Raw genomic sequence first — 25,258 nt, 5'->3', positions numbered from 1 at the left:
ATAAAGTTGCAACATGAGCAGCCTCGATCCCACCGACCTCGACCTGACAGGCGACGTGGTCGCCCTCACCCGCGCCATCTGCGACATCCCGTCGGTCAGCAGCGAGGAGAAACAGCTCGCCGACGCCGTCGAGTCCGCCCTCTCGGCGTTCCCGCACCTCGAGGTGCTGCGTGACGGCGACGCCGTGGTGGCCCGCACCAGCCTCGGACGGCCGACCCGGGTGGTGCTCGCCGGCCACCTCGACACCGTCCCGATCAAGGACAACCTTCCGGTCACCACCACCGGCACGGGCGACGACGAGATCCTGCACGGCCGGGGCACCGTCGACATGAAGGCAGGCGTGGCCGTGATGCTGCACCTCGCCGCCGCGCTGGCCGAGCCGCGTTACGACGTGACCTACGTGTTCTACGACCACGAGGAGGTCGCGGCCAAGCTCAACGGCCTGGGCCGCCTGGTGCGCAACCATCCCGAGTGGCTGGCCGGCGACTTCGCGATCCTCGGTGAGCCGTCCGACGGCACGGTCGAGGGCGGCTGCCAGGGCACCATGCGCATCAAGATCACGGTGCCCGGGGTGGCCGCGCACGCCGCCCGGTCCTGGCGGGGCAGCAACGCGATCCACAGCGCGGGGGCGGTGCTCGACGTGCTCCGGGCCTACGTGCCGCGGCAGCCGGTCGTCGAGGGCCTGCAATATCACGAGGGGCTCAACGCGGTGAAGATCGAGGGCGGGATCGCCGGCAACGTCATCCCCGATCTGTGCACCATCCACATCAACCACCGTTTCGCGCCGGACCGGGACGTGGCTGCCGCCGAGGCCCACCTGCGGGAGGTGTTCGCCGGCTTCGAGCTCGAGGTCACCGACGCGGCGCCGGGCGCACGGCCGGGCCTGGAGCAGCCCGCCGCCAAGGAGTTCGTCGACCTGGTCGGCCGGACCCCGGCACCCAAGCTGGGCTGGACCGACGTGGCCCGCTTCGCGACCCTGGGCGTCCCGGCGGTCAACTTCGGTCCGGGCGACCCGCTGCTGGCGCACACCGACCACGAGCACGTGCCGTCCGCCGAGGTCCGGCAGGCCCTCAAAGTGCTGACCACCTGGCTCTCCTGAGTCCGGGTCGCCGCTCGCCGGTGGGATCGGGCCGGATGTGGGCCGGCCCTCCCGGCCTTGCGCCGGGTTGACGACGGCTGGACACGTTTCGTGGACAACGGCCGTGTGGTGACTTGGGCACGTAGCGCTCTCCACGCCTCAAATCACCACACCCCGGCAGCCGTGTTGATTTGGGGCGCGCAGCGCGCCATAACTCAACACACCCCGTCAGCCGTGGCGACTTCGGGCGCGCAGCACGCCATAACTCAACACACCCCGTCAGCCGTGGCGACTTCGGGCGCGCAGCACGCCATAACTCAACACACCCCGTCAGCCGTGGCGACTTCGGGCGCGCAGCGCGCCGTAACTCAACACACCCCGTTCGCTGTTGTGACAGTGAGGGCGCCTGGCGCGGCTGAAGTCACCACAGCGAACGGGCTTCGCACACTGACCACGAAACGTGTCCAGCACCTGGAGACGGCACGTTGCGCCCTGAAGACGACGCCTTGCGCCCGGAGACGAGACGACGCCTTGCGCCTGGAGACGAGACGGATCTCCCACGTCTTGGTGTGATCGGAGCCGGCGGGGCCGCAGCGGGCGGGAGTGGGCACATGGCCCGCCCCGCCCGCAGCTCCAGGAAGGTGTGACCCTGGTGGCAGGTGTGGTTCGTACCCTATGAGGGGTTTCCGGCAGCGCGAGCGATCGTCCCCGGTGTGGCATACATGTGGGCGAACGCCCGTGCCTGTTCGCCGGTCCAGAGCGACGAGCCGTGGCCGTAGACGACGCCCGCGCGGGTGGCGGCGTCGAGCAGGCTGTACGGGCTCCTGCTGCCGAGCAGGACGATGTTGCCCTTGTGCAGCTTGACGCGGACGGCGCCGGTGACCCGGGTCTGGCTGGACGTCAGGAAGGCCCGGAAGTCGTCCATGATCGGGTCGAAGTAGACAGCCTCGTGGAGCAGGTCGCCGTAGGTCGTGCCGAGTGTCTGCTTGGTGGCCTGCTGACGGTTGGAGAGGACGAGTTTCTCCAGCTCACGGTGCGCGGCGATGAGGATCAGCATGCCCGGGGCCTCGAAGCCGACGCGGGCCAGGTTGCCGACCATGGTCGAACCCATGTGGATGCCGCGGCCGACGCCGTGCTCGCCGCCGAGGACGTTGAGCGCCTGCAGGATGGCGAAGTTCGGGGCGTCCTTGTCGACGAGAGAGTCGCCACCGTTCACGGAAGCCGCCGTGACCACGCCCTGCTCGAACGAGATCAGCAGCTCGACGCCCTCGGACGGTGCCTCGTCGATCGACTTGGTGTAGGTCCAGGCCGACTCGGGGAGGTACTCCCAGCTGCCGTAGGTCTCCTCGCCGCCGATCGAGGTGCCGATCAGGCCCTCGTTGATCGAGTACTTCTTGACCTTGTCGCTGACGGCGTAACCGCGGGACCGCAGGAAGTCGGTCTCCTCCTCGCGGGTGGCGCGCTCGTCGCGGACCGGCGTGACGATCTCCAGGTGCGGGGCGAGGGCCCGGATCACCGCGTCGTAGCGGACGTGATCGGCGCCGGCGCCGGTCGAGCCGTGGGCGACGGCGTCCGCGCCGACCTCGAGGGCGACCTGGACGACCTTCTCCGCCTGGATCAGCCGCTCCGCGCCGACACACGACGGGTACGCCCCGTTGCGCAGGTAGTTGGCCTGGATCGCGTACGTGACGACGCGGTCGTAGAGCTCGGCGCGGGCGTCGACGACGTGGTGCTCGACGGCGCCCAGCTCCTCGGCCCGGGCCTTGACGGCCTCGCCCTCACCGCTGTGCAGACCACCGGTGTCGATGTTGGCGGTGATCACGTCCCAGCCCTGCTCGCGGAACTTCACGAGCAGGTAGGAGGTGTCCAGGCCGCCGGAGAAGGCGAGAACGATCTTGCGCTTGGTCATCGGGGCAGTTCCTTTTCGAGAATCGGCACATATGTCTTACCGTCCCGGCGGACGTGGCCGGGCTGCAGGACATAGAACTCACAGCGTCCCGCCTCGATGTCCTTCTGCATCGCCCGCTGGCGACTGTAGTCGAACGGATCGAGCAGGAAAGTCGGCTCGGGCAGCTCTCCCCCGGCGGGGAGGGTGAGGTCACTCTGATAGACGAACGACCCGGGCGAGGTGTGGAACGGGACGGTCGCCACCAGGATCTTCAACGCGCCGAACTCGGTGTGCACCTTGAGGGCGCTGTTGTCGTACTGGGTGACGCCGTCGAGTTTCTGCGCGCGGTACGCCGACAGGGCGAGCGCCTTGGCCGCCTTGCCGAGTCCGACCGCCGGCATCAGCGACCAGAGCGACCAGCCGACCCAGCGCCCCGGCTCGGCGGACGGCGCGGCACAGTAGCCGCCGACCGGCACCGGACCGCGGTAGCCGCTGTCCCGCATGTCCTGCTGGACCTTGCGGAGCAGTTGCTTGACGTCGGTGTCGAAACGGAACGTGGACCGTTCCACCATCGCGGCGAACTCGTCCTGCGGCAGGCCGGCGATCACCGCGGCGGCCGGCATCAGGATCAGGTCGACCATCACCCACTGCGGCATCGGGATGCCCCGGTCGCCGAACGCGATCCCGTTGATCACGTTGAAGAAGTTCAGGAAGTCCCGGGTCGACCAGTCCTTCTCGGTGGTGTCGGTGAAGTCCAGCCAGGTGAGCTTGTGGCCGTACGGCGTCTCGTTGAACTGGGGACGCAGCGTGTCGTTGGAGGCGAGGAAGAACTCCACGCCGTGCCCGACGAGCTTGTCGGTGTGATCGGCGAAGTCGGGGAACCGGGCCTCGACCGCGGGTGCGAAACTCATCGGTGGTTCTCCTCGTTCTCCGACCGGCTCCAGTTGCCGAGCTTCTCGGCCAGGGCCGCACCCGACGTGGGCCCGTTGTCCCGGGCCACTACGAAGATCGTGTCATCACCGGCGATCGTGCCGACCACATCCGACAGACCCGACCGGTCCAGTGCACTCGCCAGGAACTGCGCGGCGCCCGGCGGAGTGCGCAGCACGGCGATGTTGCCGCTCGAGTCCACCCCGGTCAGCAGTTCCTTGAGCAGCCGGATCAGCCGCGCCGGGCCCTGACCGGTGGTCTCCCGCAGCGGGCGCTTGCCGTCCTCCGGGATCAGGTAGGCGCCGCTGACCTTGACGGCGTTCAGCTCCTCCAGATCCCGGGAGAGCGTGGCCTGGGTGACCTGGACGCCCTCACTGGCGAGCATCTCGGCCAGTTCGGTCTGCGACCGCACGGTCCAGGTGCGGATCAGCTCCACGATCCGGGCGTGCCGCCCCGCGCGGGTCACCGGTGCGCTCATCTCTCGTCGGTGTTCTTCGCCAGCAGCCAGGCCAGCAGCGCCTTCTGGGCGTGCAGCCGGTTCTCCGCCTCGTCGAAGACGGCGCTGTGCGGGCCGTCCATCACCTCGTCGGTGATCTCATCGCCGCGATGCGCCGGCAGGCAGTGCAGCACGATCGCGTCCGGGGCGGCCACCGCGAGGAGGTCCTTGTTGATCTGGTACGGCCGGAACGGCGTCAACCGGTCCTTCCCGTCCTCCTCCTGCCCCATCGACGTCCAGGTGTCCGTGGCGAGCACGTGTGCCCCGTCTGCTGCCTCGCGCGGGTCACGCACCACGTCGACCGATCCGCCGGTCCACGCCGCGATCTCGGCGGCCCGGTTGACGACGGCCGGGTCCGGGTCGAAGCCGGACGGGCCGGCCACCCGGACGTGCATGCCGGCGGTCGCGCCCGCGATCAGGTAGGAGTGCGCCATGTTGTTGGCGGCGTCACCCACGTAGGCGAGCGTCCGCCCGGCCGTGGAACCGAAGCGTTCCCGGACCGTCAGCAGGTCGGCGAGCAGCTGGCACGGGTGGTATCCGTCGGAGAGCGCGTTGATCACCGGGACGTCGACGCCGCTGGCCAGTTCGGCGAGACGCTCGTCGCCGTGGGTCCGGAAGACGATCGCGGAGACGTACCGGGAGACGACCCGGCCGGCGTCGGCCAGGCTCTCGCCCCGGCCGAAGTGCGTGTTCTGGGTGTCCACGATGATCGGCTGTCCGCCCAGTTCGGCGATGCCGGCCTCGAACGACAGGCGGGTCCGCAGGCTGGCCTTGTCGAAGAAGACCGCGACCGAGTGGGGGCCGGCCAGCGGCGTGAAGCCGAACCGGTTCGCCTTCATCTCGGCGGCCAGGTCGAGGACGGCGGTCTGCTCCTGCGGGGAGAGGTCGTCGTCGCGGAGGAAGTGTCGGGTGGTCACCGGATACCGTCCAGGGCAGCGATCAGGGCATCCGCCTGATCGGAGGAGATGATCAGGGGCGGGGCGAGCCGGATCACGTCCGGCTTCGGGGCGTTGACGAGGAATCCGGCGTCGCGCAGCTTGGCGGCCACGTCGGCGGAGACCGGCTGGGTGAGGACGATCCCGAGCAGCAGGCCGGCACCCCGGACGTGCTCGACCAGCGGGTGCCCCAGGCCCTCGATGCCGCGGCGCAGCTGCTCGCCGACCCGCTTGACGTGGTCGAGCAGGCCCTCGCTGGCGATCGTGCGGATGACCGCGAGACCGGCGGCGCAGGAGATCGGGTTGCCGGCGAAGGTGCTGCCGTGCGAGCCGGGGGTGAACAGGTCGGCCGTGGGGCCGAAGGCGATGCAGGCGCCCAGGGGGAGGCCGCCGCCGAGGCCCTTGGCCAGGGTGACCATGTCGGGTTCGACGCCCTCGCTCTGGTGGTGGAACCAGTGGCCGGTGCGCCCGATACCGGTCTGCACCTCGTCCAGCACCAGCAGCGTGCCCGTTTTAGTGGTTATCTCGCGAGCTGCCGCCAGATATCCGGATGGCGGCAGGACGACGCCGTTCTCACCCTGGATCGGCTCCAGGATGAGCATGGCGGTCTCCGTGGTGACAGCGGCTTCGAGGGCCTCCACGTCGCCGAAGGGCACGTGGGTGACGTCTCCGGGCAGCGGCAGGAACGGCGTCTGCTTCGACGGCTGACCCGTCAACGCCAGCGCACCCATGGTCCGGCCGTGGAAGGCGCCGTCGGTGGCCACGATGTGAGTGCGGCCGGTCAGCCGGGAGATCTTGAAGGCGGCCTCGTTGGCCTCCGCACCCGAGTTGCAGAACAGCACCCGGCCGGACCGTCCGGCCAGCGCCAGCAGCAGGTCGGCGAGGGCCACCGTCGGCTCGGCGACGTAGAAGTTGGAGACGTGACCCAGCTGCTGGATCTGGTGCGTCACCGCCTCCACCACGGCCGGGTGGGCGTGGCCGAGTGCGTTCACCGCGATGCCACCGAGGAAGTCGACGAACCGCGTGCCGTCCTCCGCGGTGAGCACCGCGCCCTCACCCTTGACCAGGCCGATCGACGGGGTGCCGTAGTTGTTCATCATCGACTGCTGCCAACGATCGACCAGGGTCATGACGGGACCACCATGGTTCCGGAACCTTCTTCCGTGAAGACTTCGAGCAGAGTCGAGTGGGCGACCCGGCCGTCGACGACGTGCGCGGCCGGCACCCCGCCCCGGACCGCGCGCAGGCACGCCTCCATCTTGGGTGCCATGCCCGACTCGAGCGTGGGGAGCAGTTTCTCCAGCTCCTCGGCGTTGATCTCCGAGGTGAGCGAGGAGGTGTCCGGCCAGTTCGTGTACAGGCCCGGGACGTCGGTGAGGACGATCAGCTTGCGGGCCCCGAGCGCCACGGCCAGGGCCGAGGCGGCGGTGTCCGCGTTGACGTTGTGCGGCACGCCGGCGGCGTCCGGGGCGACGGTGGCGATGACCGGGATCCGGCCGGCCGCGATCAGGTCGTCGACCGCCGAGGTGTCGACCTTGTCGACGTCGCCGACCTGGCCGAGGTCGACCTCCTCGCCGTCGAGCAGAACGCCGCGGCGGACCGCGGTGAACAGGCGGGCGTCCTCGCCGGAGAGGCCCACGGCGTGCGGGCCGTGCTGGTTGATCAGGCCGACCAGTTCCCGGCCGACCTGACCGGTCAGCACCATCCGGACGACGTCCATCGCCTCCGGGGTGGTGACGCGCAGGCCACCGCGGAACTCGCTCTCGATGCCGAGACGCTTGAGCATCCGGCTGATCTGCGGGCCGCCGCCGTGCACGACGACCGGCTTGATCCCGACATGGCGCAGGAACACCATGTCGGCCGCGAACGCCTTCTGCAGCTCGGGATCGATCATGGCGTTGCCGCCGTACTTGATCACGATGGTGGTGCCGTGGAAACGCTCCAGGAACGGCAGCGCCTCGATCAGGATCTCGGCCTTCTCCGCTTTCGAGACGAGACTCATGACGAGTACGCCGAGTTCTCGTGCACGTACGCGTGGGAGAGATCGGTGGTCCAGATCGTCGCGTCCATCTCCCCCTCGCGCAGGTGGATCGTGATGGTCACGTCCCGCCCGGAGAGGTCGACCTTCGACCGGTCCTCGGCGGCCGCACCGCCCTTGCAGATCCAGACCCCGTTGATCGCCACGTCGATCCGGTCCGGCTCGAACGCCGCGCTGGTGGTGCCGACCGCGGCCAGGATCCGCCCCCAGTTCGGGTCGTTGCCGAACAGTGCCGTCTTGACCAGGTTGTTGTTGGCGACGACCCGGCCCACCTGCACGGCGTCGGCCTCGCTCGCCGCGCCCTGCACCTGGATGGCGATGTGCTTGGTGGCGCCCTCGGCGTCGCCGATCAGCTGCTGGGCGAGGTCGTGGCAGACCTCGGTGACCGCGGCGGTCAGCTCCTCCAGACCGGGCGCCCGGTCGGACGCGCCGCTCGCCATCAGCAGCACGGTGTCGTTGGTCGACATGCAGCCGTCCGCGTCGATCCGGTCGAAGGTGACCCGGGTGGCGGCGCGCAGCGCCGTGTCGAGCGTCTCGTTGTCCACCGACGCGTCCGTGGTGATCACGACGAGCATGGTGGCGAGGGCCGGGGCCAGCATGCCGGCGCCCTTGGCGATCCCGCCGACCGACCAGCCGTCCCGCGTGACGACCGCGTTCTTCGCCACCGTGTCGGTGGTCATGATCGCCGTGGCGGCCCGGTCGCCGCCGGCGGTGTCGAGCGCCTTGGCCGCGGCGGTGACGCCGGGCAGCAGCTTGTCCATCGGCAGCAGCTCACCGATCAGACCGGTCGAGCAGACCGCCACGTCGCCGGGGCCGACCATCATCGGTTTCGGGCCGACCGTGCGCAGAACGGTCGCGGTGTGCTCGGCGGTCGCGTGGGTGTCGCGGAAACCCTGCGATCCGGTGCAGGCGTTGGCGCCACCGGAGTTGAGGACGACGGCGCGGACCACACCGCCCTTGAGAACCTGCTGGCTCCAGAGCACCGGGGCGGCCTTGACCCGGTTGCCGGTGAAGACCGCAGCCGCGGTGTAGTCGGGGCCGTCGTTGACGACGAGGGCGACATCGGGGTTGCCGCTGGCCTTGAGCCCGGCGGCGACGCCGGAGGCACGGAATCCCTTGGGGGAGGTGACGGTCACGGCGCTACTCCGAAGACACTCAGGCCTGTCGTTTCCGGCAGACCGAACATGATGTTGGCGTTCTGCACGGCCTGGCCGGCCGCGCCCTTGCCCAGGTTGTCGAGTGCGCTCACCACGATGATGCGGCCCGAGTCGATGTCCACGGTGGCCTGCAGGTGGCAGGAGTTGGAACCGGCGGTGGACGCGGTGCGCGGCCAGACGCCCTCCGGCAGCACGTGCACGAACGCCGCGTCGGCGTAGGCCGCCTCGAGCGCCTCCCGCGGGTCGCCGCCGTTGAGCCGGCGCGCGGTGACCGTCGCCAGGATGCCGCGCGGCATCGGCGCCAGCACCGGCGTCATCGACAGCGACGCCGCCCCGGTGGCCTGCTTGATCTCCGCGACGTGCTGGTGGGCGCCGACCTTGTAGGGCGACAGGTCACCCATCACCTCGCTGGCCAGCAGGTTCACCTTGGCGCTGCGGCCGGCGCCGGAGGTGCCCGAACTCGCCACCACGACGACGTCCTCCGGGTCGGCCACACCGGCCGCGATCAGCGGCGCCAGCGCCAGGATGATCGTGGCCGCATAACAACCCGTGTTGGCGACCCGGTCGGCCCGCGCGATGGCGTCCCGCGCGCCGGGCAGCTCGGGCAGGCCGTAGGTCCAGGTGCCGGCGTGCCCGCCACCGTAGTAGCGGGTCCACTGCTCGGCGCTCTCCAGCCGGAAGTCGGCACCCAGGTCGACGACCTTGACACCGGCCGGAAGCTGCGCCGCGACGGCCGCCGACTGCCCGTGCGGCAGGGCGAGGAAGACCAGGTCAGCGTCGCTCAGGCTGGCTGCCTCGGTGGGCGCGAGCGTGAGGTCGAGACCGAAGAGCTGCGGGTGTACGGCACTGACCGCGGACCCCGCCTGACTGTGTGCCGTGGCCGTCACGAGGTCGAACTCGGGGTGCCCGGCGAGCAGTCGGAGCAGTTCGCCCCCCGCATAACCACTGGCGCCCGCCACCGCTACCCGGATTCCCATGCTGACATTTCCTCACTGCGCGGTCTCCGCATGAATATACAGAGAACCGTATCAACTCACATCAGCCCTAGCAACCACCTTTAACATCCATACCATTTACGAAATATCGGGCATTGAAGATTCCGGCGCCGGCCGGAGTGGAGAGATCAGGACGTCCGGACATGCGTGGCCCAGGCGTTCCACTCGTCCAGCCAGCGCCGGTCGTCACCACCGAAGTCCGCGGGACGCATGCCCTCGCGGCGGATCCATGCGACCTGCGCCGCGCGGCTGGGCACCGCCGGCCCCAGGCCGGTGGTGAAGAGCAGGGTCTCGGCTATCGCACGGTCGCGCAGGGCCGGCTCGTCACGGAACCACGGCGCGTCGTGATAGAGGCTGGTGAGCTGGCCGAGCATGGTCTGGACGGCACGCTCGGCCTCGTGGTCCGGCTGCTCGGCCAGGTCGGCCTGGCGGTGCACGGTGGCCCGCCAGAGCGCGCTCCAGCGGTCCGGCAGCGACGGCACCGGGCCGCCGTCGGCCAGCCACTCGGCGCGGGCCCTGGCCTCGGCCAGCACAGCCTCGGCCAGGGCGCGGTGCGGCTCGTCGTCCACGGCCGGCACCTCCTGAAGAGCAGCGGAGGGGTCAGGGGCGCACCGCACGTGCCAGTGTCAGCCCGAACCACTCCTGCGGATCGTTCCACCAGCGATACACCTCGAAACCGGCCGCCGCCAGCTCAGCGGTGATCCCGCCGCGCCGGAACTTGGCGGACACCTCAGTGCGGATCTCCTCCCCGGCGGCGAAGTCCACCGTCATGCCGAGACCGGGGATCGCCACCCGCTGCGCGACGCGGGACCGCAGCCGCATCTCGATCCACTCAGGACCGGGGGCCCAGAGCGCGACGTGATCGAACGCGTACGGGTCGAACGCCGCCCCCAGCTCCCGGTTGATCACCCGCAGCACGTTGCGGTTGAACTCGGCGGTCACGCCGGCCGCGTCGTCGTACGCCGGAACCTCGATCGCCGGGTCCTTGACCAGTCCGGCGCCGAGCAGCAGCCACTCCCCCTCGTGCAGGGTCGACCGCAGCGCGGCCAGGAACGCGGACCGTTCCCGGGGGGTGAGGTTGCCGATGGTGCCGCCGAGGAACGCGACCATCCGGCTGTCCCCGTCCGGCAGGTGGCGCAGGTGCCGGGAGAAGTCGCCGACCACGCCGGTGACGGTCAGCCCCGGGTAGGACTCGCCCAGCACGGTGACCGCGTCGCCGAGGGCGTCCGCCGAGACGTCCAGGGGCACGAACCCGCCCAGGGTGCCGCGGGCGGTCAGCGCGTCGAGCAGCAGCCGGGTCTTCTCCGAGGAGCCGGAGCCGAGTTCGACGAGGGTCTTGACCTCGGTGATCCGGGCGATCTCGGCGGCGTGTTCGGTAAGGACGGCCCGTTCGGTACGGGTCGGGTAGTACTCCGGCAGCCGGGTGATCTCCTCGAAGAGGGCACTGCCCCGGGCGTCGTAGAACCACTTGGGCGGTAAGCGTTTCGGGGTGGCGGTGAAGCCGGTACGCACGTCGGCGCGCAGCCACCGGGCCAGGTCACGCTCGTCCATCAGGGTGATCATGCAGCTCCTAGCGGAGTGAGGTCCAGGGCGCCGGGCGTGGCGACCAGCAGATGCCCGTCGGGCACCGGCTGCCAGGCCGGGTCGTCGTCGAGCGGCTCGCTCGCGACCAGCACCGCGTCCGGTCCGGCCAGCACGTGCAGCGAGTGCCCGAGGGTGCTGGCGACGATCCGGGTGCCGTCGGTGAGCAGCAGGTTGAGCCGCGATCCGGGCGCGGCGGCGGTGACCTCGGCCAGGACGGTGGTGACCGCCTTCGCCGCGGGCCAGCCGGCTCGGAGCCGGGCGCGTACCAGAGCGAAGAGGGCCGCCGAGTCGGTAGGCGCATCCAATGTCAGAAGATCTTCGATCGGCAGTTCGCCGGCCAGGCCGGCGAGGCTGCCGGGCCACCCCTTGACCACGCCGTTGTGGCTGAACAGCCAGCGACCGTCGGTGAAGGGTGCGGCGGCGGTCTCCACCACCGGCATACCGACCGTGGCGGACCGGATCGCCGCGAGCAGCGCACCCGACGTGGTGGCCGCGGCGAGGGCCGGAAGCGCGGCGTCCGACCAGATCGGCATCGCACTGCGGTACCGCACCGGGACGGTGGCGCCGGGCGGGAACCACCCGGCGCCGAAACCGTCGGCGTTCACGGTGCCGCCGCCGCGCATGTCGCGGGGCGCCCAGGCCTGCACGGCGAGGGCATGCGGCAGACCGAGCAGAAACCTTTCCAGGGGTACGGGTGAACCCAGGTACGCCAGGTGCCGGCACATCAGCCGGCGTCCCGGGCGCAGCGGAATCCACTGAAGATCTGCCGCCGGATCGGGTGGTCCCAGTTGCGGAAGGTGCCCCGGACCGCGCCGCCGTCGGTGCCGAACGAGCCGCCTCGCAACACCCGGTAGTCGCCGCCGAAGAACACCTCCGAGTACTCCCGGTAGGGGAACGCCACGAACCCCGGGTACGGGTGGAATCCGGACGACGTCCACTCCCAGACGTCGCCCATCAACTGGTGCACGCCGAGTGGCGAGGCGCCGGCGGGATAGGCACCGACCGGGGCCGGGTTCAGGTGCCGCTGACCGAGGTTGGCGTGTTCGGCGGCCGGGTTCTCGTCGCCCCAGGGGAATCGCCGGGAGCGGCCGGTCGCCGGGTCGAAGCGGGCCGCCTTCTCCCACTCGGCCTCGGTCGGCAGCCGCTTGCCGGCCCAGTCGGCGTACGCCTCCGCCTCGAACCAGCAGACATGGACGACCGGCTCGTCGGGGTTGATCGGGGTCACCCGTCCGAACCGGTTGTTGAGCCACCGGTCGCCGTCGAGAACCCAGTGCAGCGGCCGGTCGATCCGGTTCTTCGTGATGTGCTCCCAGCCGCGCTCGCTCCACCAGGACGGATCCTGGTAGCCACCGGCGTCGACGAACGCCAGGTACGCCCCGTTGGTGACCGGAGCGGCGTCGATCCAGAACGCCGGCACGTGCACGTCGTGGGCCGGCCGCTCGTTGTCCAGCGCCCACGGTTCGGTGCTGGTCCCCATGGTGAACCGGCCGCCCGGCACCAGCACCTCACCCGCGACCGGCACCCGGGCGGCGGGCGCCGGCTCGGCGGTCAGGACCGGATCGCCCACCCGCAACTGGTGGGTGGCGAGCATGGTCTCGTCGTGCTGCTGCTCGTGCTGCACGATCATTCCGAACGCGAAGCCGCCGTCCACCAGCCGTGCCCCGGGATCGAACCGGACCCGGTCCAGCACGTCGAACACCTTGTCCCGGACCTGGCCGACGTACGCCCGCGCCTGCCCCGGATCGAGCAGCGGCAGCCCCGGCCGGTCCTTGCGGGCGTGCTTGAAGGCGTCGTAGAGCTCGTCGATGTCCTGCCGGACCGGCTCACGTCCGCCGACGTCGCGGACCAGCCACAACTCCTCCTGGTTGCCGACGTGCGCCAGGTCCCAGACCAGCGGCGACATGATCGGCGAGTGCTGGCGGACCAGGTCGCCGTCGTCGACCGCGTCGGTGAGTGCCACGGTCCGGGACCGGGCGCGCTCGAGTTCGGCCGCGATGGCGAGCCGCAGATCGGTCATCGAATCCCTCCTCTGATGCGTTCTCGCTGATGCAGGTCCTGCCCGAGGCGCCGGGAGACGATCCCGGCGACGAGGTCCCGGACCGGCGCGGCGAGTCCGGTGCGGTCCAGGTTGCGACAGGCCAGGTCGGCCAGGTCGGCGGCGGACCGGTGCACGTCGGGGTCGGCCAGGCCGTGCCGGGCTGCGGCCTGCCACCGGCCGGCGGCGGGCGCGGCCAGTTCGCGGGCCCGGTCGGTGACCGGGTCGGCGGCGAGCAGGGCGGTCAGCACCGCGGCGGGGGCGATCCACTCGTCGCCGGGCTGCGCGTCCAGGTAGCGGACCTCGAGGTAGCCGCGCGGGCGTACCGGCGGGAACAGCGTCCCCAGGTGGTAGTCGAGGTCGTCGAGGGTGGGCGGCCGGCCGGTCCGGCCCGGGACGGCACCCGTCTCGATCCAGTCCGCGAGGGTCGTTCCGGGTGGGGCGTCCCAGGTGTCGTCCGTGCGTACGCAGAGAAGGGGTGCCTCCACCGCGTAGCGTGCCCAGTCCCCGGCCGGATCGCCGGTGGCCGGGACCGGCGCGGTCCGCCGCTGATCGATGCCGAACCAGGCGGCCATCCGTGCCGACGCCCAGCCGGTGTCCCGGCCGGCGTGCCGGCGGGACGTGGCGAACAGGGCCAGCAGGGCCGGCCCGGCCTCGTGCAGCAGGTGCCAGCGGGCGGCCACGCTGCCCGGCTCGCCGGCGTCGAAGCAGACCTGCAGGCCGGCGGTGGACCCCATCATGGTCCGGCCGGCCTCGTCGAAGGCGCGGTGCATCGCCGCGTACCGGGGGGTGTCGAGGATGCGCCGTGGCCGTCGCTCCGGGTCGATGCCGTGGTCGCCCAGGACGATCCCGGAGCGGGCCAGCAGACCGGCGAGGACGGCGTGGTCGGTGGTGATCGCCGTGTGCAGCGCGGCGAGGGAGTCCGCCGGGGTCGAGGAGATCTCCACCTGTCCGCCGGGTTCCAGGGTCACGGCGCCGCCGGCGGGAAGCGGCACGGGTGCGGTGTTGCCGAGCGTGGCGGGCGCGTGCTCGCCGAGCGCGGCGGCCAGGTCGGCGGGCCGCAGGTACGCGGACGGCTCCCCGGCGCGGTGGGTGGTCCACTCCAGTTCGGCGCCGATCCGGCGCGGTGGTCCGGTCTTGAAACAGATGCCGGAGATGTGTTCGATCGCATCGGCACTGCGTCGCAGCACCCGATCCGTGGATCCCATGATTCCCCCTGTCCGACGTCGGCGATCACTTTGAGTAATCGATAGACTCCATTGGGTGCGATCCATGGAGGACCTTACCGGCACACCCGAGATTTCGCCTCCCCTTACCCCGCACCAGGTTCCGGAACCGGCACGGGGTGCCGGAACCGGTTCCGGACTGGAAGACTTCCACCCTGTTCATGATCGGCAGACCGGAGGCACCCATGCCCGCAGACTTTCCTTTTCAGGATCCGACGCTGCCCGTGGAGCAGCGCGTGGAGGATCTGCTGGGCCGCATGACGCTGCCCGAGAAGGCCGGGCAGATGCTGCAACTCGACGCCCGCCGGGAACTACCGGAACTCGTCCTGGACAAGCTGGCCGGCTCGATCCTGCACACCTCACCGGCGAAGCTGATCGAAGCCGCCGAACTGGTCGCCCGGACCCGGCTGCGGATCCCGCTGCTCACCGCCGAGGACTGCATCCACGGCCACGGCTTCTGGCCCGGCGCCACGGTCTTCCCCACCCAACTGGCGATGGCCTCGACCTGGGACCCGGACCTGCTCGAACGGGTCGCCCGGGCCACCGCCGTGGAAGCCTCCTCCACCGGCGTGCACTGGACCTTCTCGCCGGTGCTGTGCATCGCCCGTGACCTGCGGTGGGGGCGCATCGACGAGACGTTCGGCGAAGACCCGTACCTGATCGGCGAACTGGGCGCGGCGATGATCCGCGGCTACCAGGGCGACGGGCTCGACGACCCGACCGCCGTGCTGGCCACCGCCAAACACTTCGCCGGATACTCCGAGACCCAGGGCGGGCGCGACGCCAGCGAGGCCGACATCAGCCCGCGCAAACTGCGCTCCTGGTTCCTGCCGCCGTTCGAACGGGCCGTCGAGGCGGGCTGCCAGACCTTCATGCTCGGCTACCAGTCGATGGACGGGGTGCCGATCACCGCCAACAAGTGGCTGCTCAACGACGTACTCAAGCAGGAATGGGGTTTCACCGGCACGCTCGTCACCGACTGGGACAACGTCGGCCGGATGGTCTGGGAACAGAAGGTCTGCGCCGACTACGCCGAAGCCGCCGCGGTCGCCGTCAAGGCCGGCAACGACGTGGTGATGACCACCCCCGCCTTCTTCGAGGGCGCGCAGGAGGCGATCAGCCGCGGACTGCTCACCGAACAGGACCTGGACGGCGCGGTCCGCCGCATCCTGCGCCTCAAGTTCGAACTCGGCCTCTTCGAGAACCCGCGCACCCCGGACCCCGCGCGGCAGGCCGCGGTGATCGGCAACCCGGAGCACACCGCGCTCAACCTCGAGGTCGCCCGGCGGTCCCTGGTCCTGCTGCGCAACGACGGCGTGCTGCCGCTGCCCGCAGCCGCCGGACCACGCCGGATCGCGGTGCTCGGCCCGAACGCCGACAGCGTGTCCGCCCAGCTCGGCGACTGGGCCGGCGACTCCGGCCAGGTCGACTGGATGCCCGGCGGCCACCCGCGGGAACTCACCACGACGGTGCTCGACGGTCTGCGCGACCTCGCCCCCGACGGCTGGGAGATCCACCACGAGCCGGGCGCCGGCATCGTCCGGCTGGTGCCCGACCCGGAGGGCGCGACCTTCCCGGACGGCCAGCCCCGGCCGCCGATCGCCGAGCCGATCACCGCGGACCCGGCACAGCTCGAAAACGCCCGGCAGGCCGCCGCCGGAGCCGACTACGCGATCGTGGTGGTCGGCGACACCGTCGAACTCACCGGCGAGGGCAGGTCGACCGCCACCCTGGAACTGCAGGGCGGACAGATCGCGCTGCTCGATGCGGTGGTCGCCACCGGCACCCCGACGATCGTCGTGCAGATCAACGGCAAGCCGCACGCGCTCCCGCCGTCCGCCCTCGCGGCCTCGGCCGTCGTGCAGGCGTTCAACACGGGCATGCGCGGCGGCCAGGCCGTCGCCGAACTGCTCCTCGGCCTGATCGAACCGTCCGGCCGGCTGCCCCTCTCGGCCGCCCGGCACGCCGGGCAGCTGCCGGTCTACTACAACCAGCTGCGCGGCCAGCACGGCGGACGCTACGCCGACCTCAGCCAGGAACCGCTGTTCGTGTTCGGCGAAGGACTCAGCTACACGACGGTCGTCTACGACGGACTGAGCGTGGAGGAACCGGAAGTGACGGCCGACGGTGTCGTGCGCGCATCGGTGCGGCTGACGAACACCGGCGGGCGGCCCGCGCTGGAGACCGTCCAGGCCTACGTGAGCGACCTGGTCACCAGCGTCACCTGGGCGCAGCGGGAGTTGAAGGCCTACCGGCAGGTGACCGTCGAGCCGGGCGAGAGCGTGACCGTGACGATCGAGGTGCCGGCGCGGGTCTGCACGCTCGTCGGCGCGGACGCCCGCCGGGTGGTCGAACCGGGCGACTTCGAGCTGCTGGTGGGCCCGAGCTCGAAGCCGCAGGACCTGCTCACCGCCAAGTTCCGGATCAGCTGAGAGGCCCCGGCCGCGGCCGGTCGCTCATCGGCGACGGGCCGCGGCCACCGGACGCCGCTTCAGACCCATTCTCGTGTACGCGGAAACGGCCGCCACATTCGAGTAGTCGACGATCAGGGCCACCCGGGTCCGGTCCGGCGCGGCCAGCTGCTCGTTGGTGACGAACGTGCACAGGGCCGCGGCCAGGCCCCGCCCGCGGGCGTCCGCGCGGGTCGCCACCCCGGCCACGAAACCGATCTCGGCGGACGACCACGCCTCGGCGGCCACCACGAGCAGGGTCCCGTCGTCGTCGCGGATGCCCGCCCACCGCCGCACGTCGAGGCCGCCCGGTCGTGCGTACGACTCCGGGAAGTCCCTCTCGATCAGCGCGGTCACCTCGGGCCAGGCGTCCTCGGTCAGCCAGGCCGCTCGCTGCGTGCCACCCGCCGGCCTCCCCGTGCCACCCGTCGGCCTCTCCGCGTCACCCGCCGGCCTCTCCGCGTCACCCGCCGGCCTCTCCGTGCCGCCCACCGACCTCTCCGCGCCGCCCGCCGACCTCCCCGTGCCGCCGGGGCCGAGCGGATCTGTCGTCTCCATCCAGGCGAAACGGGCGCTCACCTCGAGTTCCGGCATCCGCGCCACGACGGCGGTGACCAGTTCCTCCGACCCGAACGGCCGGAAATCGCCGTCGATCTCGGTATAGACCGTCCGGAGCAGACCGGCCAGAGCATCAGGCTCGCCACTCATCGCCAGACGGTCCCAATGCGCCAGACCGGGGCAGGCGACCACGGCCGCCCCCGGACGACGCCAGACCCGGGCATCCCGGGCGGCGAGCGCCCATCCGAACCAGGGTTCCGCGCCGTTCGGGTCAACCTTGTCGATCATGAGAGCCATGGTGCCGCATTGCCCTCACCTGCCATCCTCGGGCGGTGCGCATCTTCCGACGGCTGACCGTTCCTGATCGCCTCAAGGCCGCCGGCCGCCGCATCGTGGTGGCCGGCACCCTCGGCGGCCTCCTCGCCTTCGCCGTCACCGCGGGCTCCCTCACATGGGTACGCGACAGCGCGGACGGCCACATCTACCAGATGAACACGGTGCCCGCCGCGCCGGTGGCACTGGTCCTCGGCGCCCAGGTCGGATTCGACGGCCAGCCGTCCGCGTTCCTCGCCGCCCGCCTGGAGATCGCCCGGCAACTCCTGAACGCCGGCAAGGTCAAGGCCATCCTGGTCTCCGGCGACCACGGCAACTGGAACTACGACGAACCCGGCTCGATGATGGTCTGGCTCGCGGCCCGTGGCGTACCCACCTCGAAGATCGTGCTCGATCACGCCGGCTTCGACACCTACGACTCCTGCTCCCGCGCCCACCGCGTCTTCGGCGTGGACCGGGCCGTCGTCGTCACCCAGGGCTACCACCTGGAACGGGCGGTGGCCCTCTGCCGCAGCCTGGGCGTCGACGCGGACGGGGTGGGCGACGACTCGGTCCGCGTGTTCCGCGAGATGTGGTTCCGCAGCGAGATCCGCGAGCAGGGCGCGGCGGTCAAGGCGGCCGCCGACGTGCTCTCGCGCCGCGACCCGATCTTCCTGGGCCGCCACGAGACCGGCGTCGAGGACGCGCTCGCCGCCTCTTGAGGCCCGCGCGCGCATTTTGACTCCCGCACCCGCCGAGTCCCGACCCGCGCTCGCCGCTCCCTGCCCTCTTTCGGCGCGTCCCGATCCCGCACCCGCCACGTCCCGACCCGCACCCGCTGCGTCCTGAGCCGTGCTTCGGACCTGTTCAGAGCAGGTCGGCCGCCAAGGAGACGCGCAGGTGGGCATCGGCCCAGGCCTGGACGGCACCGTCCCCGGGGTCGGGGCCGAGCCGTGCCGCGAACCGGTCGAGCGCCTCGGCCACCCGCCGCAGGCCGACCGTGGCCAGGCTCGCGCGGGCGGCGGTCAGCCGGTGCGGATAACCGCCGGGCAGATGCGCCAGCCCGGCATGCGCGACCTCGCCCAGAACCGCCCGGGCCTCGTCGAGCGCTGACCGTAACGGGTCAGTCTCCTCGAAGTCGGCGAAGGGCGTCTTCCCGGCGATACTGTCCGGGGCGCTGAGGTCGGGCACCACGACCGCACCGCCGACGGCGATCGCGGACGGCTCGACGACCAGGCCGCCGCCGCTGCGGTGCACGGTGCCGGCCACGTACTCCGGGCGACCGTGCCGGCCGGACAGCGCCGCCGCGACCGCGTCCAGACGGCCCGGCACCACCGCGGCGTGAACGGCGGTGACCTGCGCCGGGCGGCCCGTGGCGTCCCGGACGACGACGGTCAGCCGCTGCATGCCGTGGGCGTAGTGGAAGTCTCCCACCTCCTCGATCGCCAGGACCCGCACCAGTTCGGCGCGCACCCGGGCCCGGACCGGCCGGGGCGGCAGGGCGTCCAGTTCGGCGCCGAGAGCGGCGAAGTCCCGGGCCACCAGGGCCGGCGGCAGTTCGCCCCAGGCGCCGGTCGACGCGGTGACCGTGGACGGGGCGATCCGGCTGTTCGCCAGCCGCACGGTCCGGCTGGCACTGCGCAGCGCCGACTCGGTGACCAGCACCCCGGCGGCGAGCCGGGCGATCGTCGTCGTGCCGGAACGGCGGCGGGCCAGGTCGGGGCCGGTCTCCGGGGAATCCCAATGCCGGTGCGAGACCAGCACCACCCCGGAGGCGGCCTGCGCGTGGAAGATCTCCACATGCCGGCGGTCGTCGACCGCGGTCACCCGGGCGCCGAGGCCGTCCAGGCGTACCCGGCGCATCGGTGTCTCGGCCGCCTCCTCGGTGCCGAGCACCCGGGCCCGGACACCGAGGCCGAGGCCGTCACCGGAGACCGCGCGGTGCCTGGCGAACAGTTCCGCGATCAGGTCTGCCAGGGTCTCCGGCGCGTAGCGGGCGCTGCGTTCGCGGTACGCGACGAGCTGGTCGGCCAGCTCGGTGGTGGCGTCGACCGGCCAGCGCAGGCCGGACCGCTCCAGCCGGGCCAGGTGCCCGGCGGCTGCGGCGGTGAGCCCCGGGCCGGCGTGGACCGCGCCGGTCCGCAGCACCTCGGTGGCGAACTCCAGCACCGCCTCCAGCCCGGAACCCGCGTCCCCGCCCGCCCCCGGCTCACCGCCGACGTCGACGAGCAGATCCGCTGCCCCAAGACGCCCCTCGGCGGCGAACTGGTCCCCCGCCCCGGGACGACCCTCGGCCGCGAACTGATCCCCCGCCCCGGGACTGCCGTCGGGATACCCTTCGGCGGGCGGGTTCTCGACGACGGGATGTACCTCGTCGGCGGCCCGGAACGCCCACACCGCCAGGGCGATCACGTCGTCGCGGGCGCCACGGCGGGCGTCGGTGTGCACGTATCCGAGATCGTGCGGCACCAGGAACCGCACCGTCGCCGACGGCAGCTCGACGGTGGGCACCGCGCCCCGCCGGATCCGGGCGGTGTATCCGGCCCGCAGCGTCCGCCGGGCGGCGTCGACGAGCCGCGCCCCGATCCGGGCGACCAGGTCGGCGTCGGTGAACCCGCCCGGCGACCAGGCGACCGGTTCCGCCTCGCGACCCTCCACCGTCTCGCCGGGGTCTCCGGCGGCGGCCGCCTGGTAGGCGAAGACCAGACCGATCAGGTGGCGGCACACCCCGCTCGCCCCGCACGAACAGCTGCCCCGCTCCAGACCTCCGGCCGGGAGTTCACTGTGGACCCCGTCGGCCCACTCGGCGACGATCGCGGACTGCTCCCCGGACCGCAACGCCGGGGGTTCCCGTTCCGCCTCCCGGGCGGCCCGTTTGACCAGGCCACGGTTGGCCAGCGCCACGAGAGCGTCGGCGTCCAGCGCCAGAAGATCAGCACGCGACGGCAGCCCGGCGCGCGGAGGCAGCCCGGCGGCGGCTGGCAGATCGGCCCGCAGTGGCGGGTCTGCGGCGGGCGGCAGATCAGCGGCGGGCGGCAGGTCGGCGGCGGGCGGCAGATCAGCAGCGGGTGGCAGGCCGGCGGCGGTCATCGGCCCACCCGTTCCGCGACGAAGGCGGCCAGCTCGCCCGGCGTCATCGCGCCCACCGTCGCCCCGGCGTCGGCCAGACGCTGCGCGCACTTCCGGTCGAACGCCGGATCCGCCTCCTCGTCGAGCGCGGCCAACCCCAGCACGATCGTGCCCTGACCGGCCAGTTCGCGGACCCCGTGCACCAGGTCGTTCTCCGATCCGCCCTCGTAGAAGTCGCTGATCACCGCCACGATCGCGCGCCGTGGACGCTCGATCAGCCCGGTCGCGTACCGGACCGCGCGGGCGATGTCGGTGCCCCCGCCGAGCTGTGTCTTCATCAGTACCTCGACCGGTTCGGCGACGTCGTCGGTGAGGTCGACCACCTCGGTGTCGAAGGCGATCAGGTGGGTGCGTACACCGGGAAGGCCCCAGAGACACGCGGCGGTGACCGCCGAGTGGATCACCGACGGGAGCATCGACGCGGACTGGTCCACCAGCAGGATCACCTGCCAGGGCACGAGTTCCCGGCGGCTGCGGGAGAGGAAGTACGGCGTCTGCACATAGAGCCTCCGCTCCTCCGGCCGGTAGTGGCCGAGGTTCGCCCGGATGGTCCGCCGGGCGTCGAAGTCGCGGGCCTGCTTGAAACGGCTGGCCCGGCGGGCCCGCGCGCCGGAGAAGCTCTGCCGCATCTCGGTGGCGAGCCGGGCCACCAGGTCCCGGACGACGGTGTCGACCAGGCGCCGCGCGAGACGCAGCACCTCCGGGTTCATCAGGTGTTTCGTCCGCAGCACGGCCCGCAGCAGCGCCGGGTTGGGTTCGATCCTCTCCAGAACGGCGGGGTCGGTCACGATGTCGTTGATCTCGTAGCGTTCGACGGCGTCGCGCTGCAGGCGTTCGACGGTCTCCTTGGGGAAGAGCCGGGTGATGCCGTCCAGCCAGTCCACCGTGGTCAGCCGGGACGGCCCGGGCCCGCCGTCCCGCCGGATGTCGCGGCGCGTCAACTCCTCGTCGCGGCCGTAGAGCCAGGACAGCGCGGCGTCCTGTCCGGCCGCGTCACCGGTCAGGTCACCGAGGCCCCCGGCGGCCGGCGCACCCAGGATGAGGCGCCAGCGTTCCAGCCCGTGATCGCTCATCGTTCTCCCGTGCCCAGGCCTGCGGCGGACAGCCGTCGCTCGACCAGTTCGTCCAGGGCCATCCCGGCGGCCACCACCTCGGGCGTCGCCGGCACCCGCAGCAGGGCCCTCCCGGAGCCGGTCATCCCGCGCCAGTCCAGCAGACGGTCCGCGATGGTCTCCCGTTCCCGGGGCGGGAAGAACTCGAAGGCCTGCCGCAGCGCGGGCAGCGCCACCAGGAACTCGTCGGCGGCGAATCCGCTGATCAGGTCGTCCAGCAGGGGCAGCATCCCGTCCACGGCGAGTACGGTCTCCCGCGCCACCCCGAAGAGCCCGGCCAGCCAGTCCCCCGCGGTCCCGCCCGCGAACGCCCCGCGCACCGCCTCGGCCGGGGTCGGCAGCCCCGGCACCCCGGGGAGATCCGTGAGGACGGCGGCGGCGACCACCCGGGCCAGGCCGTAGAAGGCGCCGCGCAGGTCGGGTGGGGCAGCCCGGTCCACCGCGACCCGGCCGGCCACCTCGACCGCGGCGGCCGGGAGCACCCCGGCACGGCGGCCGTGCAGCACGGCGTCGCGGACGGCCACCACCGCGCGGATCCGTTTCGGGTCGGCCGGCCGGCCCGGGCCGTGCAGACCGTCGGACAACCACAGGATGCGGCGGGTGGCGGCCTCCAGGACCACGCCCAGCGCCGCGGTGCCCGCCGTGCCGAACAGTTCGTCGTGCCGCCACAGGGCCAGCGCCACCGACAGCACGCGGCCCAGCTCGGCCAGGTCGGTGCCGGCCGCCACCCCGTGCCCCAGCTGCTCGAGCACGTCGCCGGTCAGCTCGCCGACCCCGCTGAGCGCCACGTCGAACAACACCGCGGCCAGCGCCGCGAGGTCTCCGGGGGACTCGGCGACCCGCTCGGCCAGGCGGGCCTCGACCGCGGCCGGAAGGGTCGCGCCGTATCCACCCGCCTCGATCAGGGCGACGAGGCGGCTGCCCTCGTCGCGGAGAGTCCACGTCTCGACGAGCGCCGGGTCCAGGCCGCTCTCCGGTCCGGTGCTCCGGGCGTACCCGGGAATGGCCATGACCCGCAGCCGGTGCAGCACCCGGCTCCGCTCCCGGTCCCGGGGGTCGAGCAGGTCGACGGTGATCTCGCCGGAGCGGTCCAGGCCGTGGCGTTCGAGTTCGGCGGTGACCGCGTGGACGAGCGGCGGCAGCGGGGTGTCCGGGTGGAGACGGCCGAGCCGGGCGCCGCTCAGGGCCGCGGTCATCTCCACCACCGCCGGATGCTGGCCGGCGGTCAGGGCGCCGCGGACCGACCAGGGCAGCGGCACGTCCAGCGCCTCGGCGACCAGCGCGGAGGCCAGGCCGTCGAGCACATCGACCCGGGCCGGGACCGGGTGGCCGCGCAGCAGGGCGAGTGCCTCGGCGGTGGTCCGGGCCGCGATCAGATCGGCGGTGGACACCGGGTGGCCGCGCCCGCGGAGACGGCCGGCGACCGCGGTGACCAGATGCCGGGCGGCGGTCTCGGGGCCGTGGTCCCAGAGCTGCTGGTAGTACTCCGGGGAGGGCATGCCGGACTGGTAGCCGGCGAAGGCGTCCAGCCGCCGGAACGAGTAGGGCACCAGATAGCTGCCGACGACCGCGCCCGCCGGCAGGTCCGGCACCGGTGGCCAGTCAGCGGGGCCGCCCTCGGCCAGGCGCAACAGTGCCGGCCGGTGAAAACCACCGACCACGGCGACGACCGGCCGATCACCGGCATGCGCGCGGGCGGCCCGGAGCCACCCCGCCATGTACGCCTCCCGCGCGGTGTCCGACTCCCCCGCCGCCGACTCGCCCCGGATCAGGTCGAAGTACGCCGTGAGGCGCTCCGCGATCTCCTCCTGCGGCCCCATCTCGACCAGGTGATCCCAGAGCGCGTCGGTGTTGTCCACCCCGAACGTCGTGCACAGCCGGTCGACCGCCTCGGCATAGCGCAACTCCGCGTCGGCGTAGCGGTTGCTGCGGTCGGCGAACGCCTCGTGCCAGGCCGGCAGGTCGATGAACCGCAACTCGGCACCGGTCTCGTGGCCCGTCTGCAACGCCACCCACTCCGGCGAATACGCGCAGAACGGCGCCCACGACCCGTGCCGGCGTTCCCCGTCGGCGTAGTTGGTGAACACCGCCACCGGCAGTTCGTGGCCGAGCAGCATCTCGCCGATCCGGCCGTTCATGTCGGACGGGCCCTCGATCAGCACGTACGCCGGACGCAGCGCCCGGATCGTGGCGGCGACCAGCCGGGCGCAGGCCGGGCTGTGGTGCCGGACGCCGATGACGGTGAGACTCATCCGCCGGGGAGTTCCCGCCGGGCGTCCCGCAGTTCCCGCCACGGTTCGCCGGTCCGCCACGCGGTGTGCTGTTCGAGGTAGCGGCGCAGCTTGGCGAGATCGTCCGGGCTGTCCTTGGCGGCCGTGCCCGCCAGGCAGGACACCAGGTCGGCGGCGGTGCCCGGCGCCCCGTGCAGGAACCAGCCGCGCAGACCGACCGCATGCGCGACCGCGACCGCCTCGGCGGTGCTCATCACCGCGGAGAGCCGGTCCATCTCGTCGCCGCGGGCGGTCCGCCCGGCCCGCAGCTCGCGGAACGCCGTGACCAGAACCTCGAGCACATCCCGCCGGGGTGGCGCGGTCACCCCGGAGCGGCGCAGCAGCGCGCCGGACTCGGACTCGACCAGGCTGAGCTCGGTGTCGAAGTCGGCGATCGGGAAGACCGTCTCGAAGTTGAACCGCCGTTTCAGGGCGGCGCTCATGTCGTTGACACCGCGGTCCCGGGTGTTCGCGGTGGCGATGATGTTGAAGCCGTCCCGGGCGAAGACCATGCCCGCGTCACCGGGCAGCTCCGGGATCGCCAGCACCCGGTCGGAGAGCGGCGAGAGCAGGCAGTCCTGCACCTCGAGAGGGCACCGGGTGATCTCCTCGAACCGGACGGTCATCCCGCCCGCCATGCCGCGCAGCAGCGGCGCCGGCACCAGCGACCGTGCGGTCGGCCCCTCGGAGATCAGCATCGCGTAGTTCCACGAGTATTTGATCTGATCCTCGGTGGTGGCCGCGCCGCCCTGGACGGTGAGGGTCGAGTCGCCGCTGACCGCCGCCGCCAGCAGCTCGGAGAGCAGCGATTTCGCCGTGCCGGGCTCGCCGACCAGCAGCAGACCACGGCTGGTGGCCAGGCTGACCAGTGCCCGGTCGATCAGGGACGGGTCACCGACGAACTTGCGGCTGACGCCGAGCGCGTCGTCGCCGACGATGAACGCGCGGGCGGCCCGCAGCGACAGCGCCCAGCCGGGCGGCCGGGGCGCGTCGTCGGTCTCCCGCAGCCTCGCCAGCTCGTCGGCGAACCGGACCTCGGCGGGCGGCCGTTGGACATTCACAGAA

General features: G+C 72.1%; 21 protein-coding genes. 3 read left to right on the top strand and 18 right to left on the bottom strand.

Annotated elements, in window-relative coordinates; genetic code table 11:
• The first annotated feature begins 13 nt into the window (after positions 1-13).
• Positions 14-1,099 carry a succinyl-diaminopimelate desuccinylase gene (gene dapE, locus QSK32_RS39285; protein WP_285474773.1) on the top strand — a complete coding sequence of 362 codons (1,086 nt, stop codon included), beginning with the start codon at positions 14-16 and terminating at the stop codon, positions 1,097-1,099.
• A gap of 652 nt (positions 1,100-1,751) precedes the next feature.
• Here the strand turns inward: dapE and argG are convergent.
• The 13 genes from argG to egtA form a co-directional block, all read right to left on the bottom strand.
• The gene (argG, locus tag QSK32_RS39280; RefSeq protein ID WP_045743140.1) at positions 1,752-2,987 is read right to left on the bottom strand and encodes an argininosuccinate synthase; all 1,236 of its coding nucleotides are present in this window, start codon (positions 2,985-2,987) and stop codon (positions 1,752-1,754) included.
• The gene (locus QSK32_RS39275) at positions 2,984-3,877 is read right to left on the bottom strand and encodes a hypothetical protein (protein ID WP_285474772.1); all 894 of its coding nucleotides are present in this window, start codon (positions 3,875-3,877) and stop codon (positions 2,984-2,986) included. The genes argG and QSK32_RS39275 overlap by 4 nt, the downstream gene beginning before the upstream one ends.
• Positions 3,874-4,374: an arginine repressor gene (locus QSK32_RS39270; protein ID WP_045743142.1), complete on the bottom strand. Its 501-nt coding sequence runs from the start codon at positions 4,372-4,374 to the stop codon at positions 3,874-3,876. The genes QSK32_RS39275 and QSK32_RS39270 overlap by 4 nt, the downstream gene beginning before the upstream one ends.
• Positions 4,371-5,309 carry an ornithine carbamoyltransferase gene (gene argF / locus QSK32_RS39265; protein ID WP_045743143.1) on the bottom strand — a complete coding sequence of 313 codons (939 nt, stop codon included), beginning with the start codon at positions 5,307-5,309 and terminating at the stop codon, positions 4,371-4,373. The genes QSK32_RS39270 and argF overlap by 4 nt, the downstream gene beginning before the upstream one ends.
• On the bottom strand, positions 5,306-6,457 hold the full coding sequence (locus QSK32_RS39260; RefSeq protein WP_045743144.1) for an acetylornithine transaminase: 1,152 nt from the start codon (positions 6,455-6,457) through the stop codon (positions 5,306-5,308). The genes argF and QSK32_RS39260 overlap by 4 nt, the downstream gene beginning before the upstream one ends.
• Positions 6,454-7,329 carry an acetylglutamate kinase gene (gene argB / locus QSK32_RS39255; protein ID WP_045743145.1) on the bottom strand — a complete coding sequence of 292 codons (876 nt, stop codon included), beginning with the start codon at positions 7,327-7,329 and terminating at the stop codon, positions 6,454-6,456. The genes QSK32_RS39260 and argB overlap by 4 nt, the downstream gene beginning before the upstream one ends.
• Positions 7,326-8,501 (bottom strand): bifunctional glutamate N-acetyltransferase/amino-acid acetyltransferase ArgJ, encoded by a 1,176-nt coding sequence (gene argJ, locus QSK32_RS39250; protein WP_045743146.1) that lies wholly within the window; start codon positions 8,499-8,501, stop codon positions 7,326-7,328. Before argJ ends, argB begins: the two co-directional genes overlap by 4 nt.
• Positions 8,498-9,499: an N-acetyl-gamma-glutamyl-phosphate reductase gene (gene argC, locus QSK32_RS39245; protein ID WP_045743147.1), complete on the bottom strand. Its 1,002-nt coding sequence runs from the start codon at positions 9,497-9,499 to the stop codon at positions 8,498-8,500. Before argC ends, argJ begins: the two co-directional genes overlap by 4 nt.
• A 146-nt stretch (positions 9,500-9,645) precedes the next feature.
• Entirely contained in the window at positions 9,646-10,086 is a 441-nt protein-coding gene (locus tag QSK32_RS39240) for a hypothetical protein (protein WP_285474771.1), read from the bottom strand.
• A 31-nt stretch (positions 10,087-10,117) separates the two neighbouring features.
• Positions 10,118-11,080, bottom strand: a complete 963-nt coding sequence (gene egtD / locus QSK32_RS39235) for an L-histidine N(alpha)-methyltransferase (protein ID WP_285474770.1) — start codon at positions 11,078-11,080, stop codon at positions 10,118-10,120.
• Complete coding sequence (egtC, locus tag QSK32_RS39230) at positions 11,077-11,826, bottom strand: ergothioneine biosynthesis protein EgtC (protein ID WP_285474769.1); 750 nt, start codon at positions 11,824-11,826, stop codon at positions 11,077-11,079. The genes egtD and egtC overlap by 4 nt, the downstream gene beginning before the upstream one ends.
• On the bottom strand, positions 11,826-13,118 hold the full coding sequence (gene egtB, locus QSK32_RS39225; protein WP_045743151.1) for an ergothioneine biosynthesis protein EgtB: 1,293 nt from the start codon (positions 13,116-13,118) through the stop codon (positions 11,826-11,828). The genes egtC and egtB overlap by 1 nt, the downstream gene beginning before the upstream one ends.
• A complete protein-coding gene (gene egtA / locus QSK32_RS39220) occupies positions 13,115-14,344 on the bottom strand; it encodes an ergothioneine biosynthesis glutamate--cysteine ligase EgtA (protein ID WP_285474768.1) in 1,230 nt (409 codons plus the stop codon). Before egtA ends, egtB begins: the two co-directional genes overlap by 4 nt.
• A 179-nt stretch (positions 14,345-14,523) precedes the next feature.
• Between egtA and QSK32_RS39215 the strand changes: the two genes are divergently transcribed.
• Positions 14,524-16,794 carry an exo-beta-d-1,3/1,6-glucosidase gene (locus QSK32_RS39215; protein WP_502872587.1) on the top strand — a complete coding sequence of 757 codons (2,271 nt, stop codon included), beginning with the start codon at positions 14,524-14,526 and terminating at the stop codon, positions 16,792-16,794.
• A gap of 24 nt (positions 16,795-16,818) precedes the next feature.
• On the opposite strand, the gene QSK32_RS39210 is transcribed toward QSK32_RS39215, so the two are convergent.
• Positions 16,819-17,658, bottom strand: coding sequence for a GNAT family N-acetyltransferase (locus QSK32_RS39210; protein WP_285474766.1), 840 nt, complete (start codon positions 17,656-17,658; stop codon positions 16,819-16,821).
• A 50-nt stretch (positions 17,659-17,708) separates the two neighbouring features.
• Here QSK32_RS39210 and QSK32_RS39205 point away from each other — a divergent pair, with 50 nt between their 5' ends.
• Positions 17,709-18,404, top strand: coding sequence for a SanA/YdcF family protein (locus tag QSK32_RS39205; protein ID WP_502872589.1), 696 nt, complete (start codon positions 17,709-17,711; stop codon positions 18,402-18,404).
• Between the two features lie 145 nt (positions 18,405-18,549).
• Here the strand turns inward: QSK32_RS39205 and QSK32_RS39200 are convergent, their stop codons facing one another.
• From QSK32_RS39200 to QSK32_RS39185, 4 genes are read right to left on the bottom strand one after another with little or no spacing between them, the layout of a single operon-like run.
• A complete protein-coding gene (locus QSK32_RS39200; RefSeq protein WP_285474764.1) occupies positions 18,550-20,772 on the bottom strand; it encodes a YehQ family protein in 2,223 nt (740 codons plus the stop codon).
• The gene (locus QSK32_RS39195; protein WP_285474763.1) at positions 20,769-21,884 is read right to left on the bottom strand and encodes a VWA domain-containing protein; all 1,116 of its coding nucleotides are present in this window, start codon (positions 21,882-21,884) and stop codon (positions 20,769-20,771) included. Before QSK32_RS39195 ends, QSK32_RS39200 begins: the two co-directional genes overlap by 4 nt.
• A complete protein-coding gene (locus QSK32_RS39190; RefSeq protein ID WP_285474762.1) occupies positions 21,881-24,175 on the bottom strand; it encodes a DUF5682 family protein in 2,295 nt (764 codons plus the stop codon). The genes QSK32_RS39195 and QSK32_RS39190 overlap by 4 nt, the downstream gene beginning before the upstream one ends.
• Complete coding sequence (locus QSK32_RS39185; protein ID WP_245673995.1) at positions 24,172-25,254, bottom strand: ATP-binding protein; 1,083 nt, start codon at positions 25,252-25,254, stop codon at positions 24,172-24,174. Before QSK32_RS39185 ends, QSK32_RS39190 begins: the two co-directional genes overlap by 4 nt.
• Positions 25,255-25,258 lie beyond the last annotated feature (4 nt).

The organism is Actinoplanes sp. NBRC 101535, assembly GCF_030269225.1.
Taxonomy (GTDB): domain Bacteria; phylum Actinomycetota; class Actinomycetes; order Mycobacteriales; family Micromonosporaceae; genus Actinoplanes; species Actinoplanes rectilineatus.
Note: the sequence above shows the minus strand (reverse complement) of the source record. Positions and strands in the feature narration are given on the sequence as shown.